Source organism: Methylocapsa palsarum, assembly GCF_900114285.1.
Taxonomy (GTDB): Bacteria; Pseudomonadota; Alphaproteobacteria; order Rhizobiales; family Beijerinckiaceae; genus Methylocapsa; species Methylocapsa palsarum.
Genome location: NZ_FOSN01000005.1, coordinates 110,028 through 123,809 on the forward strand (window position 1 = coordinate 110,028; position 13,782 = coordinate 123,809).

General features: G+C 59.7%; 13 protein-coding genes. 3 read left to right on the top strand and 10 right to left on the bottom strand.

Features of this window, described 5'->3' with window-relative positions:
* Positions 1-171: 171 nt before the first annotated feature.
* Together hfq and hflX are read left to right on the top strand one after the other, a co-directional pair.
* A complete protein-coding gene (hfq, locus tag BM177_RS07350; protein ID WP_091680566.1) occupies positions 172-429 on the top strand; it encodes an RNA chaperone Hfq in 258 nt (85 codons plus the stop codon).
* A 157-nt stretch (positions 430-586) separates the two neighbouring features.
* Positions 587-1,936 (top strand): GTPase HflX, encoded by a 1,350-nt coding sequence (gene hflX, locus BM177_RS07355; RefSeq protein ID WP_425284381.1) that lies wholly within the window; start codon positions 587-589, stop codon positions 1,934-1,936.
* 110 nt (positions 1,937-2,046) lie between these two features.
* On the opposite strand, the gene mazG is transcribed toward hflX, so the two are convergent.
* From mazG to BM177_RS07405, 10 genes are all read right to left on the bottom strand, one after another.
* Entirely contained in the window at positions 2,047-2,862 is an 816-nt protein-coding gene (gene mazG, locus BM177_RS07360; RefSeq protein ID WP_091680571.1) for a nucleoside triphosphate pyrophosphohydrolase, read from the bottom strand.
* Positions 2,863-3,007: 145 nt separating this feature from the next.
* The gene (locus tag BM177_RS07365) at positions 3,008-3,667 is read right to left on the bottom strand and encodes a cold-shock protein (protein ID WP_091680859.1); all 660 of its coding nucleotides are present in this window, start codon (positions 3,665-3,667) and stop codon (positions 3,008-3,010) included.
* Between the two features lie 416 nt (positions 3,668-4,083).
* The gene (locus BM177_RS07370; protein WP_091680574.1) at positions 4,084-4,893 is read right to left on the bottom strand and encodes an MBL fold metallo-hydrolase; all 810 of its coding nucleotides are present in this window, start codon (positions 4,891-4,893) and stop codon (positions 4,084-4,086) included.
* Positions 4,890-5,678, bottom strand: a complete 789-nt coding sequence (locus BM177_RS07375; RefSeq protein WP_091680577.1) for a TatD family hydrolase — start codon at positions 5,676-5,678, stop codon at positions 4,890-4,892. Before BM177_RS07375 ends, BM177_RS07370 begins: the two co-directional genes overlap by 4 nt.
* Before the next feature lie 143 nt (positions 5,679-5,821).
* Positions 5,822-7,417 carry a methionine--tRNA ligase gene (gene metG, locus BM177_RS07380; RefSeq protein WP_091680580.1) on the bottom strand — a complete coding sequence of 532 codons (1,596 nt, stop codon included), beginning with the start codon at positions 7,415-7,417 and terminating at the stop codon, positions 5,822-5,824.
* A 42-nt stretch (positions 7,418-7,459) separates the two neighbouring features.
* Positions 7,460-8,569: a DNA polymerase III subunit delta' gene (locus tag BM177_RS07385; protein ID WP_091680583.1), complete on the bottom strand. Its 1,110-nt coding sequence runs from the start codon at positions 8,567-8,569 to the stop codon at positions 7,460-7,462.
* Positions 8,559-9,326, bottom strand: a complete 768-nt coding sequence (tmk, locus tag BM177_RS07390) for a dTMP kinase (RefSeq protein ID WP_244532189.1) — start codon at positions 9,324-9,326, stop codon at positions 8,559-8,561. Before tmk ends, BM177_RS07385 begins: the two co-directional genes overlap by 11 nt.
* A gap of 23 nt (positions 9,327-9,349) precedes the next feature.
* Entirely contained in the window at positions 9,350-10,519 is a 1,170-nt protein-coding gene (locus BM177_RS07395) for a D-alanyl-D-alanine carboxypeptidase family protein (protein ID WP_091680588.1), read from the bottom strand.
* A 235-nt stretch (positions 10,520-10,754) separates the two neighbouring features.
* Positions 10,755-11,702 (bottom strand): septal ring lytic transglycosylase RlpA family protein, encoded by a 948-nt coding sequence (locus BM177_RS20910; protein ID WP_091680861.1) that lies wholly within the window; start codon positions 11,700-11,702, stop codon positions 10,755-10,757.
* A 321-nt stretch (positions 11,703-12,023) separates the two neighbouring features.
* Positions 12,024-12,440 carry a very short patch repair endonuclease gene (locus BM177_RS07405; RefSeq protein WP_244532190.1) on the bottom strand — a complete coding sequence of 139 codons (417 nt, stop codon included), beginning with the start codon at positions 12,438-12,440 and terminating at the stop codon, positions 12,024-12,026.
* 247 nt (positions 12,441-12,687) lie between these two features.
* Here BM177_RS07405 and BM177_RS07410 point away from each other — a divergent pair, with 247 nt between their 5' ends.
* Complete coding sequence (locus BM177_RS07410) at positions 12,688-13,653, top strand: DUF535 family protein (RefSeq protein ID WP_244532205.1); 966 nt, start codon at positions 12,688-12,690, stop codon at positions 13,651-13,653.
* Positions 13,654-13,782 lie beyond the last annotated feature (129 nt).

The following is a 13,782-nucleotide window of genomic DNA, read 5'->3' on the forward strand; positions in this document are numbered from 1 at the left end:
CTTCCGATGCGAAACAGAATTTGCAATCCCCTTGAGCAGCCTTTTTAATGCGCTAGTTTTGAGGGCTTCTGTATATCATTAGTGGGAAGGCGACTTTTTTTAAGGGAACTGGACTCGGCACTCGCGCCAGACAAGCGCCCGATAAACAAACCAAACAACGGGAACTAGAAGATGGCGGCAGAACGCCCACAAAATCTACAGGACACGTTCCTCAACTTCGTCCGAAAAAACAAGGTTCCGCTTACGATCTTCCTGGTCAATGGCGTCAAACTACAAGGCGTGGTCACGTGGTTCGACAATTTTTGCGTGCTGCTGAGACGGGACGGTCATTCTCAGCTCGTCTATAAGCATGCGATCTCGACGATCATGCCTGGACAACCCATCCAGATGTTTGAGGCCGGAGACGACGGCGGAGCGCCAGGCGGCTAGCGCGAACGATTGCAGTTGGCATCGGAAGCGGACTCCCCATATGGAGGGTGTCCGGGCGTATCGATCCTGTCCCGCTGCGCGCTCGATTGAATTGTGAGGAACCAGCATCGAAGCATCGAGCGTCAGCCAGACCCCGAATCCCGAAACGGAACGACTCATCGCCGGGCGAACCCGCGCGCTTGTCGTCGGCCCTTATCTGGAACGTGTCCAAAAAAGCAACGACCAGGCAGCTGGAAGCCGCTCTCAGGAGGCGAAGATCGCCGAGGCGAAGGGTCTCGCCTGCGCTATCGACCTCAATCTGATCGACGCCAGGATTGTCAATCTTGCTCAGATCCGTCCGGCCAGTTTTCTCGGTAAAGGCAAAGTCGAGGAATTGGCCGAGTTCGTGCGCAACGAGGACATCGACCTTGTCATCATGGATTGCGCGCTCTCTCCCGTCCAGCAACGCAACCTTGAGAAGGCGTTCTTCGCCAAAGTCATCGATCGGACAGGGTTGATCCTTGAAATCTTCGGGCGCCGGGCGCGCACGCGAGAGGGCACGCTTCAAGTCGAACTCGCTCATCTTGCTTATCAGAAGTCCCGGCTCGTCCGCTCGTGGACCCATCTAGAGCGTCAACGCGGCGGCTTTGGCTTCCTCGGCGGCCCCGGCGAAACCCAGATCGAGACCGACCGGCGGCTGATTGAAGTCCGCATGAAACGGATCGAGCTTGAGCTTGCCAGCGTCAAGCGCACGCGCGGCCTGCATCGAAAGAGCCGCCGCACGGTGCCTTATCCGATCGTCGCGCTGGTCGGTTACACAAATGCGGGAAAGTCCACGCTGTTCAATGATTTGACCCAGTCGAAGGTGCTTGCCGAGGACATGCTGTTTGCGACTCTCGACCCAACCTTGCGTCGGGTTTCCTTGCCGCACGGCGGTGAAATCATTTTGTCTGACACCGTCGGCTTCATTTCCGACCTGCCGACGATGCTGGTCAGCGCCTTCCGCGCGACGCTCGAGGAGGTTCTCGAGGCGGACGTGATCCTTCATGTCCGGGACATCGCGCATGAAGACGCCGAAGCGCAGCTCGCCGACGTCGAAACCGTTCTCTCGCAGCTGGGTGTGGATCCCTCCGGGGACCGCCGGTTGCTGGAAGTCTGGAACAAGGCCGACCTGCTCGATCCCGACGCCCTGACGGCGGCGCAGAACAGCGCCCAGAGGCGATCTGCCGCGGCGCGGCCTGTCATCATCGTTTCAGCGCTGACGGGGCAGGGCATGGCCGGGCTTCGCGAGGCGATCGAACATCGCCTCGCCCAAGGCCGCGTCACCTTCGACGTCTCGCTCGAACCCGAAAATGGGTCAGGCCTTGGATGGCTTTACGAAAACACGGAAGTCTTGCAGAGAACGACGGCGGCTGACGGCTCCACGCTTTTGACCATTCGCGTCGCGCCGGAGCGTGCGGAACGCGTGCGGCGGAAGTTTTTCGCCGACGGCCGCGAAGGGCAGGCGTCGCTGGATCGTGCCAGCTAGAGCATATTCCGATCGGATTGAATCTATCCAATCGATGAGACTATGCTCAAGCCTTTGTAACTGGAGCGATTTCTGATCGACCGAATGATCACATTCGGCCGGAAAGCGCTCTAGCTGGATTTGGAGCGCTTTTCCTGGGCCTTGGCGGAATTCCAAAGGTCTTCCATCTGCTCAAGGGTGGCGGTCCCGGGCGAGACGCGCTGTCGGGCCAGTTCAGTTTCAATGAAGCGGAAACGCCGTTCAAATTTGGCGTTCGAGCCCCGGATTGCGTCTTCGGGATCGACCGAGACGTGCCGGGCGAGATTGGCGACGGCGCAGAGCAAATCGCCGATCTCCTCTCGAATGGCGTCTGATTCGCCCAGGTCGAGCGCCTCCTCGACCTCCGCAGTTTCTTCCCGAATCTTATCGAGAACGAGGCGCGCGTCATCCCAATCGAAGCCGATTGTCGCAGCCTGCCTTTGCAGCTTCACGGCGCGAGTCAGGCCGGGCAGGGCAAGCGGCACGTCGCCCATCAGACCGCCGGAGTCGGGCGCATCCTCCCGCGCCAGCTTTTCCGCGGCCTTGATCGCCGCCCAGGAGGCTTTCGCCTGCGCCGGCGAAAGCTCGCGGTTTTCGTCAAAGACATGCGGATGGCGGCGGATCATTTTCTGCGTAATCGATTGAACGACCCCGCCAAAGTCGAAGTGGCCGGCTTCTTCGGCGATTTGTGAATGAAAGACCACCTGAAGCAGCAGGTCGCCCAGTTCGTCCTTAAGATCAGCCATATCCCTCCGGCCAATCGCGTCGGCGACCTCGTAAGCTTCCTCGATCGTAAACGGGCTAATGGTTTCGAACGTCTGTTGGACGTCCCAACCGCAGCCGGTTTTCGGGTGGCGCAGCGCGGCCATGATCTCAAGCAAACGGGAAATATCGCGCGAGGACTGCATGGATCAAGACCGGCGGCGTAGCGGAGGAAGGACGCGCGAACGCAGGCGCCCCGATCAGTCGCCGAACGACGGCGCCATTGTCGCGCCGCCGTAAGGCCCGTCGGAAAGCCTTCCGACGGAGCCGTGCGACTATGGGCGAGCGCTGCTACTCGACCGAAATCGACAAAGCTTCGCGCCCTTTCGGAGTATCGACAACCCGCATCGTGACAGGCTGACCTTCAGCCAGGCCCTGTACGCCGGACGGCCCAAGGATCGAGATATGGACGAAGACATCCTTCCCGCCATCGTTCGATTGAACGAAACCGAAGCCCTTGTTGTCGTCGAACCATTTGACGGTCCCTGTGACGGAGATCGCCGTGGACGGATCAGGCGCGCGGCGCGCCGGACGCGGCGAATCGCCAAAAGAACGCGGCTGCGGCGCTCTTTCAACAGCGCCTGCCGTATCGACTTCGAGAACCCGCGTTACCTGAGCGCCTTTGACGCCATTGCTAACGTTCACTTTCAGCTTTGCGCCCGGAGGGACCGTTTCATAACCGGCGGCCTGGAGCGCACCAATGTGAAGGAACGCGTCTCCCGATCCATTGCTCAGTTCGACGAAACCGAATCCCTTGTCCCCCTTGAACCATTTCACAATCGCGTCGACGCTGGGACCGCTCGGCGGAGCCACCATCTCCGGCCCGCCGCCAGGAGCGCCGCCGAAACTTGCGCGCGGAGCCCGGCTCTGCCGCGGCGGATCGTAGGGTGAGGGGCCATCGTCATCGAAGCCGCGCTTCTTTGGTCCCCGGAAATCTCTACCTTTGCTCATGATGTGCCCGCTTATATCCGCCTGTAACTGCCATTTGACTTCGACGTCGGCCTCTTGCCGATCCCTCGTCCACGCAACCCAATCCCACCCCGGAATCAACCAGCGCTATTCAACAACTGAACCAGCGCAAAAAGGCCGGCCGCCCACGGGCGCCAGCCAAAAGTATTGCCGTTGGTATTCGTTCTGAATGCCGATAGTCCCGTGATCTCCAAATCATAACAACACTCAGAGCTTTTGGCTACTCCCAATTGGCTTTGTTCCACGCGAATGCTTTGCGGATTTCGGGGCTTTCAAGCGCTGGGAGTGGGAGAAGCCGATCTCAAGATATCTGATTCGCATAATCAATATTATGGAACCATATGGCATGGCGCTTCACTTTAACCATTAAATCAATGTGTTATAAAAACCCGTTTGCGTTAAGCTAAAACTTCAGACGAGAGCGTCATGCCGTCGAACGCCGGCTCGACATTCGGCGGAAGCTCGGCCCTCAATCTTTCGAAATCGAGGTCGGTGTGAAGATTGGTGAGGACGGCGCGTAGCGGCTTTAACCGATCAATCCACTCGAGTGTTTCAGGCAGCGAAAAATGGCTCGGATGCGGCGTGTGCCGCAAGGCGTCGACGATCCATAGGTCGAGGCCTTCAAGCGCCGGGACGCTCTCGTGCGGGATGGCGTTGAGATCGGGAGAATAAGCGATCCCGCCAAAGCGGAAGCCAAGCGCCCCGATTTCGCCGTGAGTCAGCTGCAACGGCAAGGCTTCGACTGGCCCGCCGGGTCCTCGAATCGTCACTGGCGAACCAGCATAAAGGCGGCGCTCATTGAGAAGCGCCGGGTATTGGCTTCCTGGCGGAGTTTCGAAAATATAGCTGAAGGTTGCGCGCGCGACCTCCGATGTCTCGGCGTCCATGTAAAGATCGATCTTATGTCTCGCGAGGATCACCAGGGGCCTGACATCATCGATGCCATGAGTATGGTCGGCATGCGCATGCGTCAGCAAAATCCCGTCGAGGCGCGACACGCCTGCGGCCAGCAATTGCTCGCGAAGGTCGGGCGACGTGTCGACGAGGATTTGAGTTCTGCCGCCGTCCGCGCCTATCCGCTCGACCAGAATCGAACAGCGCCGGCGCCGGTTCTTCGGATTTCCAGGATCGCACGCGCCCCAGCCTTGGCCGACGCGCGGAACGCCGCCCGAAGATCCGCAGCCGAGGATTGTGATTTTGAGGTTCATGCGGCCGGAACGCCGGGCATTCTGGCGAACAGCCGAAACGCGTTGGCGCTTGTCGCCGCCGCCAGCCGGTCGGGTTCAATCCCCTTGACCTCCGCGAGAACCTTCGCGGTGTCGGCGACAAAGGCCGGCTCGTTCCGCTTGCCGCGGTGGGGAACCGGAGCGAGAAAAGGCGCGTCGGTTTCAACAAGAATACGGTCTACCGGCGCAAATTCTGCGATCCGGCGCAGTTCCTCCGCATTCTTGAACGTCAAAACCCCCGAAAAGGAAATATAAAGCCCGAGCTCCAAGGCGGCTTCGGCCAGCGCGGCGGAGGAGGTGAAGCAATGCATCACGGCCGCGAACGCCCCCTTCCCTATTTCATCACGCAAGATCGCCGCCATCTCTTCATCGGCCTGCCGGGAATGGATCACCAGAGGAAGCCCACTCTCGCGGGCGGCGGCGATATGGGTGCGGAACACCCGTTCGGCGAGCGCCCGGGGCGCGCGATCATGGTGGAAATCGAGCCCGGCTTCGCCGATGGCGACGCATTTGGGATGGCGCGCCAAGTCGAGCAATTGTTCGACGCTCGCCTCAGCGCCCTCATGAACATGGTCCGGATGATCGCCGACCGTGCAAAAGACATCCGGATAAGCGTCGGCGATGGCGCTGATTTCCCCGAACCGTTCAATTCTGGTTGAAATCGTGATCATTCGCCCGACTCCCGCGGCGCGGGCGCGAGTCACCACGGCGTCGCGCTCGGCGGCGAAATCGGGAAAATCGAGATGGCAATGTGAGTCGATCAGCATGAGCAAGCTCGATGAATGAAACCTGACCTCTTTTCAAGCCTCGCGAACACGGCCCTCGCGCGAACGACGCAGGACCTTGAGCCGAAGAGGGTATTCTCAAGCTCGAGTTTTCTCAAAGTTTCCTTGGGGGATGGCTCATCAAATTATACAGGTTCTCGATCCGACGGCGCATCCGCCTCCAGGTAACGCGGAAAAATCGGCGCGGGCGGCGGCAATGCCGCGCCCGGCGTCAAACCCGCCTCCCCCTCGGCCCGGGCGAAAGTCCGCGCGTCCGGCGCAACGTCGAGCAGATCCAGCAGCTTCCCCGCCCCTTGGGGGATATAGGGCTGCGCCATGATCGCAACGATGCGCAGAACCTCGGCCGTAACATAGAGGATTGTCTCCATCCGGGCCGGGTCCGTCTTGCGTTTGACCCACGGCTCTTCACTGGCGAAATAGCGGTTTGCGTCGGCGACGACCCGCCAGATGTCGGCGAGGATCAAATGCAAGGCGAAGTCGCGCATCGCGGTCCGGGACTTTCCCGCCAGGTCTTTGGCCGCCGACAAAAGCGCCGCATCCGCCTCGCTGAACGCGCCAGGAACAGGCGTGCGACCGTCGCAGTTCTTTTGAATCATTGAAAGAGAGCGTTGCGCTAAGTTGCCGAGATCATTGGCAAGATCCGCATTGACTCGATTGACGATCGCCTCATGGGAATAATTGCCGTCCTGCCCGAACGGCACTTCGCGCAGCAGGAAATAGCGGAACTGATCGACCCCGTAATGCTCGGCGAGCGCGAAAGGATCGATCACATTGCCGACGGATTTCGACATTTTCTCGCCGCGGTTGAACAGGAACCCGTGCACGACGATCTGCCTGGGCAAGGGCAGGTTCGCGGACATCAAAAACGCCGGCCAATAGATCGCGTGAAAGCGCGTGATGTCCTTTCCGATCACATGGACGTCGGCCGGCCAGAAGTGCGCCCGCGGAGCGGCGACGTCCGGGAATCCGGTGGCGGTGAGGTAATTGGTCAGCGCGTCGACCCAGACATACATCACGTGGTCGGGGTCGCCCGGCACCGGAACGCCCCAGTCGAAGGTCGAGCGGCTGATCGAGAGATCGGTCAAACCGCGTTCGACAAAGGCGATGATTTCATTGCGATATTTTTCGGGGGTCACAAAATCCGGCTGCGTCCGGTAAAGATCGAGCAGACGGTCCGCATAGGCCGAAAGCGTGAAATAATAGCTGTCCTCCTCGACCCATTCGACCGGCGCGCCGGTCGGGGCGAGGCGCGCGCCGTTCGGGCCTTCGGAGAGTTCGGATTCGTCGAAAAACGCCTCGTCGCGCACTGAATACCAGCCGGGATATTTCGAGCGGAAGATATCTCCGGATGCGGCCATCCGGTTCCAGATTTCCTGGGCGGCGGCATGATGACGCGGCTGCGTCGTGCGCACGATGTCGTCGGCCGGCGCAAGCAGCGCCTGCCCCATCGCGGCGAATTGCGCCGCCGTCCTGTCCGCAAGTTCGATCGGCGTCAGCCCCTCGCGCGCCGCCGTCTGCTGCATCTTCTGCCCGTGCTCGTCCATGCCCGTGACGAACAGAACGTCATGCCCGTCGAGACGCTTGAAGCGGGCGATCGCGTCCGTCGCGATCCGTTCGTAGGCATGTCCGATGTGAGGCGCGCCGTTGGCGTAGGGAATTGCGGTCGTGATGTAGAATTTCGGCCTGGCCGAAGCCTGTTCGGCGGACGTCGATGCGGGCATGGACAGTAAATCCAGACAGGTGCGCTACGCCCCGGCGAAGCTTTACGGTGACGCGGAAGTCCGGGAAGCAGCCGCCAGGCCGGAGAAAATGGACATGACCAGCGGACGTTTGTCGAGATTGAACGTTTCGGTCTCGCGCACCGCCTCGTTCACTCTTTCCCACACCTCCGCGTAGGGCGCAAGCCGACGGACTTGCCCGCCCTCGCCCGAACTGGCGCTGTCGCGCACCCGGCCCTGCAACCAGTCGAAGACGGATCCGAGCATCGATTCGAAATCGTCGTCGGAACCCGGAAGCGCAATCCGGTCGGCCAGGGCGTGAACCTCACGCCAGTCGATTTCTGGAAGCAGGTCGAGCATGCGCAACACTTGCGTGTCGAAGGCGAGGCCCTGCCCGCTGAACCGCCGCAAGACAGTGTGCAGCGAGCCATGCCCGAGCGTGATCGCTCGCGAAAGATCGCCGTCGTCGGCCAGCGACCAGGGCGGCCCGAGAGACCTGACGATTCGAGCCAAATCGTCGGGGCCGGGAGGCGCCAGGACGATCTTGCGGCAGCGCGAACGGATGGTGGCGATGACGCGGCCGGGCCTGTGCGCGACGATCAGGAAAATAGAACGCGGCGGCGGCTCCTCGATCAGCTTCAGCAGCGCATTGGCGCAGGAGAGATTGAGGTCCTCGGCGCTGTCCACGATGCAAATCCGAAAACCGTCTCGCCCGGCAGCCCGGTGAAACATGTGACTGGCGCGGCGGACGTCGTCGACGCGGATTTCGCTGAAGAGTTTTTTTGATTTTTCGTTCCAGGCGCGGCGGAGCAAAAACAGATCCGGATGCGAGAGCGAGGCGGTCTGGCGCGCGGCGGGATGGTCTTCCGGAACGAACAGCCCGGCGCGGGCGTCAGCGTCAAATTGCGCGGGGTCTGGATATGCAAGCAGGTAACGGGCGAGGCGCCACGCGAGAGTCGCCTTGCCGGCGCCTTCTGGGCCGCCGATGAGAAAGGCCTGCGGCATGCGTCCCGACGCATAAAGCTGAAACAGCTCCCTTTCAGCGTCGTCGTGGCCGAAAAACTGAAGGGTTTGGCGCGGGTGCGGCGCGGCGTCGAAACGATCGGATTCCGGCAGCTCATCCGAAGCGCCGGCCGCAGATGATTTAGCCGCCATGGACTGGAGCGCCTTCGGCGCAGTCGCCGAGCGCGGACGCGGTTTGGGAAAATATCCCGTGAACCGACGAATCGGCTGATTCTTGAACGCGTCCTTTAAGAAGGCGCAGAGAAATCGCGTCCCAGATCGCCCGCGTCACGGCGGCCTCGGGCTGCCCGGCGTCGATCACGACGCAGCGCTCCGGCTCCGCCGTCGCAATCTCTAGAAAAGCGGCGCGCAGGCTTTCGTGGAACCGAAGGCTTTCGCCCTCGAACCGATCGCTCGCCTCTTCGGGTCCGCGCCGCCGCGCGGCCCTCGCCAGACCCGTCTGCGCGGGCAAATCCAGAACAAGCGTCAGGTCCGGGCGCAGAGAGCCCAATGTGATCCGTTCCAGCGCGCGCAGGAAGCGTGGATCGAGGCTCCCGAGCGCTCCCTGATAGGCGCGCGTCGAATCCGAGAACCTGTCCGACACGACAAAGACGCCCGCGGCCAGGGCTGGTTCTATGGTGACGTCGATATGGTCGATGCGCGCCGCCGCAAAAAGCAGCGCTTCGGCCGCGGATCCGAGCGGCTTCAGAACTCCTGAAAGGAGGGTTTGACGCAAAATTTCGGCGCCTGGCGACCCGCCCGGCTCGCGAGTCGCGATCGCCTCGAACCCCGCCCGCCTGAGTTGATCGACAATCAGGCGAAGCTGCGTCGATTTGCCCACGCCTTCGCCGCCCTCCAGAGTGATGAGCGCGCCCCGCCGCGACTGCAAGGCGTCTTTCGATTGAGGCAACGCGAACTCCGGAGCTTCCGGGATCATTGCTTCTTGATCAACTTGCGAAAAAGGTCGCCGCCATATTCGAGCCCCGCGTCCATCGCCCGGCGCGGCAGCGACCCGACGGCGACGGCGGCGGCGGTTTGGAGAGGCAGATCAAGAACTTGCGTCGCCCCCCGGAATACCTGAAGCCGCGCGACGTCGCTTCCGCTCGCGACTGGCGCGATCAACGGTCCCTTGTAAACCACTTTCGCGGTGAGTTTTTCGCCGGGAGTCCGGGGAACGAGGACCTTCACGGCCCCCTGCGCGACCAGCGGAACGCTCGACTCCTCGCCGCCAAAGACCTTGGCGTTTCCAATCGTTTCGCCCGGCTCGAAAATCGTCTTCGCCTCAAAGGAGCGGAACCCCCAAAGGAATAGTTTACGCGCCTCCTCCGCTCGCGACTTGGCGTCGGGCGCCCCATAGAGCGCCAGAACGAGGCGCTGCCCGTTTTGCACCGCCGAGCCGATCAAACCGTAGCCGCTGGCGTTGATATTTCCTGTTTTCAGCCCGTCGGCGCCGATGCTCATGGCGAGAAGCGGATTGCGGTTGGTCTGCTTGATTTTGTTGAAGGTGAATTCTTTTTCGCCAAAGTATTTGTAGAAATCGGGATATGTCTGGATGACGTGATTGGCGAGAGTGGTCATATCGCGCGGACTGACTTTCTGTTCCGGATCGTCGCGGCCCCACGGATTGGTGAAGGTCGAATGCGTCAGGCCAAGTTCGGAGCCCCGCTTCATCATCAGGGTGGCGAACGCGCCTTCCGATCCGGCGACGCCTTCGGCAAGAGCGATCGCGGCGTCATTGCCCGAGACGATCACCAGCCCACGGATCAGATCCTCCACCCTCGCCTTGCTGTTCAAGGGAGCGAACATGCTGGAACCGCGCGAAGGCGCGCCGCCGTAACGCCACGCGTTCTCGCTGATCGGAAGTTCATCGTCCAGCTTGATGCGGCCCGCCGTGATTTCGTGAAAGACGATTTCCGCCGTCATCACCTTGACCGTGGACGCAGGCACGACAGGTTCGTCGGCGTTCTTTTCGAAAAGAACGCTGCGCGTGTCCGAATCGATCAGGATGGCGTGAGGAATGTTGGTCTGGACCGCCTGAGCGCGCGCGCCGCTCCATGCGGCTGACAACCCAACGACGATCAGCGCGATCCCGATCCGACTCATCACGGACTGAACCGCGAGGGTTGAATCCGCAGACGTTGAACACCCGGCGAGTACGGCCGGGCTCATCCGTCCCACGCCGTCAGATCCGCGCCTTTTGGTTTCAGATCCCGCTGCAGCTAAAATCGTCTGACCTCATGTTTGCCCGCCCGGCGATATTGGCGCGGCGCGCATCGAGGTTCAAGGCAAACATTCGAAAAGGGTAAAGACAGCGACGTCGGCGTGGTTCTTGAAACGCTCAACGCGATCCGGTCTGCCGCATGCGCGCAGCGATTTTCACGCCCGCTCCGGGAATTGTGCCAAGATCGAACGGACGGGCGGGCGGCGTCGGTATGGCGCCGGCGTAAAAGCGCCGGCTGGAGCCTGATGAAGCGGCGGCGGGCGCGTCGTCATCGGCGGCGGATACGGCTTCTTCCAGGCTGGCTTTTACGGGAGCGGGCTCAGCGGCGGCCGTCCGCTGCGGCCTGGCTTCGGCCACCATGGTCGCGCCGTCAACGTTGTCGAGCGAGGCCGGGCCGTCGTTCCGCAAGGTCGCCAGTAATTGGCGGTCGTCCGAGCCGGCGAGACTGGCGGCGCCGACATATTCGATCTTGACCTTCGCAGTGCCATATCTACGGAAGTCGAGCGCGTCGGCCGTGGCCCGCGACACATCCATGATCCGATTGGACGCAAACGGACCGCGGTCATTGACGCGGACGATCATGGAATAATTGTTTCTGAGGTTGGTGACGCGGGCGTAGCTCGGCAGAGGCATCGTCGGGTGGGCCGCCGTAATGCCCTCGCAATCGTAGACTTCGCCATTTGCGGTGCGGCGACCGTGGAAAGCGTCGCCATACCAGGAGGCGTTTCCGACAGCCGCGTATTTCTTTTCGCTGGGATAATAGGTCTGGCCCGCGACCGAATAGGGATGGCCGACGAGGTAGACGCCGCCCCCGCGCGGCGCAGGCTCTCCGATGGCGACGACGCGCTCGCTGGCCCGGCCATAGATCGAGGAGGGAAAATATTCCTTGGAATGTGCGGTGCGCTGAAGCGCCGGCTGCTGGGCGCATCCGCCAAGGCTCAGGGCCAGGAAACCGGACGCGCCGGCCACGAAGAGGCTGCGTTGCGGCGCCTTGTCTACGAAAGAACGGATGATCAGATTGGTAAAGCGATGCGATGAGAAACAAGAAAACAGTTTCGCCCGCATAACCGATTCCTTCGCTTCAGCGCGCCTCACCAAAGGTGCGGCGCCGGATAGGTTTAAGACCCGAAGCCCGTCCAACGGACAGTTTGGCATCTCTTGGTTGCCTAAGCCTTAAGGCTGCGGCGACGCTTGAACTATGCATGGAAACAAACCGGGAGCCGACTGGAATTTGGCGGATCCATAGCGCTCAAAGCGACGAAAACGACTATTGAAACGCAATAATAATGTTAAATTTCAATGTGATGTGCAATTTTACAACAGATCCCTGGAATTCGACTCCAGATTGCCCGAACGGGGCGACTGGGCCTAAATGTCAAGCGAATTTCAAGAAAGAAAGCTTAAGAGCCGAGTTCGCAAGGTCTCCAGACTGCGCGTCTCGCATTCCCAGACAGTCAGAACGGCCCAGCCCGCGGCCGCAAGATCAGCCTGCGCGGCGGCGTCCCGCCGGCGGTTGTTGGCGATCTTCGTCCGCCAGTAGACGACGTTAGTTTTCGGTGTCCGGGCCCCGCGCCGGCAGTCATGCCCGTGCCAGAAGCAGCCGTTGACGAAAATCGCCTTGCGGCGCGCGGCGAACACCAGATCCGGACAGCCCCGGAGCGCCTTGCAGTGAAGCCTGAAACGGAACCCGAGGCGATGCGCCAGCGAGCGCACGATCATTTCCGGTTTCGTATTGGCTGATTTCACCGCGCGCATCGTGGCGCTGCGGATCGCATCTGGAATTTGGATGATCTTCGGTTTCAACAAGAGTTCCTGCCCAGAAGTCGCGCCGATCCGCGACAAACTCACGCGCGCTGGATAAGGGCGCAAACATTGCTAGGAACCAACACAACCTATGCTTGTTATAACAAACAGGCCCAACTTTTAACAAACAGGCCCGGCTTCAAACAGACCTGGCTTTTAACAAATAGGCTTGGCGAGGTGTTTTCACGCGGAGATGGGGATTGATGCTGCGATCGGCGGAATCTGGGTCCATCTGGGGGCGGTATCGATGAATTGCCCAACGATTCGACTACAAACGGTAGAGTCGGCGTACCTAGCTTTAATTTTAATCTTAAGATCAATTTTGACAGTATGCGCAAACCCCAGACATAAACAACGTCATCTGTATTGCTTATTAAGAGCCCTACACGCTTTACGTGTTATCGCCTTCCCAGCAAAACTATTAAAATATTCTACAATGGAAACTATCATTGAAATATCCAGAAAGCACAATGATTTTGATCCATTGTATTTTTTCACGCATAACTATTATCTTTCAAAAAAACTTACATTATCACAGAGACTTAATACCGCGCTCCGACATTATCAATTCGAGAGGAGTAATTTTAATTCTATTTATATTAGAGACGCTTATCTCTTGGGCGGGGTGACACTTTGGGATCATATCACGCCAAACAACCGCTTTACAATTGTTCTAATAGCAACGGATGATAATCTTTATGAAGGTGAATTGAGTGTTATTTTGTCTGTAAATGGCGTCAGACTTTGCCGAATGTCATTTTGCTATGTAAATACAACTCTCTTCAGATTACAGCCGCAAGAAACGCTCCTTATATCAAGAAATCAAACGGACCAAGTCCCAGAGCGGACCATATTCGACTCTGGTTTCAAACATAATGCGCCACATTTGTTTTGCCTCTCTGCAATTTGTGGGATCGCAATGGCAAACGGATTCGAAAATGTGTTTGGGATAGCCCACGATTCTCAGATAGCTTATCATGAAAACTATGATACGAGCTTTCGAAACTCCTATACGGCGTTGTGGGAAAAGTTCGACGCCGCCGAATGCGATGATCATGTCTACAGGCTCAACGTGCCGCTCAAACTACGGCCTGTTGAAACAGTCAAACGCGATCACCGCAGGCGCGCACGTAATCGACGCCAAAACTGGGATGACATTGCGCAGAGCGCACGATCCCGCATGCTTACTTATCGCGCAGCCGCCGCCTCCTGAACGAACGCCCTCCCCTTCGGCTCAACGGGAATTTGGCTGCCAGCGCTTGAATCAAGGCGCTTCAAAAGGTCAGAACGCGAATCTTCCATCTTAATAATCGTCCGGCCTTAAACATCGCCCGGCGGCTTT

Excerpts from the sequence above, each read along its gene's own strand:
- mazG (WP_091680571.1), bottom strand. The coding sequence starts at position 2,862 with ATGCAGTCCTCGCGCGATATTTCCCGTTTGCTTGAGATCATGGCCGCG.
- BM177_RS07410 (WP_244532205.1), top strand. The coding sequence starts at position 12,688 with ATGAATTGCCCAACGATTCGACTACAAACGGTAGAGTCGGCGTACCTA.
- BM177_RS20910 (WP_091680861.1), bottom strand. The coding sequence starts at position 11,702 with ATGCGGGCGAAACTGTTTTCTTGTTTCTCATCGCATCGCTTTACCAAT.
- hfq (WP_091680566.1), top strand. The coding sequence starts at position 172 with ATGGCGGCAGAACGCCCACAAAATCTACAGGACACGTTCCTCAACTTC.
- BM177_RS07385 (WP_091680583.1), bottom strand. The coding sequence starts at position 8,569 with ATGGCGGCTAAATCATCTGCGGCCGGCGCTTCGGATGAGCTGCCGGAA.
- BM177_RS07375 (WP_091680577.1), bottom strand. The coding sequence starts at position 5,678 with ATGCTGATCGACTCACATTGCCATCTCGATTTTCCCGATTTCGCCGCC.
- BM177_RS07370 (WP_091680574.1), bottom strand. The coding sequence starts at position 4,893 with ATGAACCTCAAAATCACAATCCTCGGCTGCGGATCTTCGGGCGGCGTT.
- BM177_RS07365 (WP_091680859.1), bottom strand. The coding sequence starts at position 3,667 with ATGAGCAAAGGTAGAGATTTCCGGGGACCAAAGAAGCGCGGCTTCGAT.
- metG (WP_091680580.1), bottom strand. The coding sequence starts at position 7,417 with ATGCCCGCATCGACGTCCGCCGAACAGGCTTCGGCCAGGCCGAAATTC.
- BM177_RS07395 (WP_091680588.1), bottom strand. The coding sequence starts at position 10,519 with ATGAGTCGGATCGGGATCGCGCTGATCGTCGTTGGGTTGTCAGCCGCA.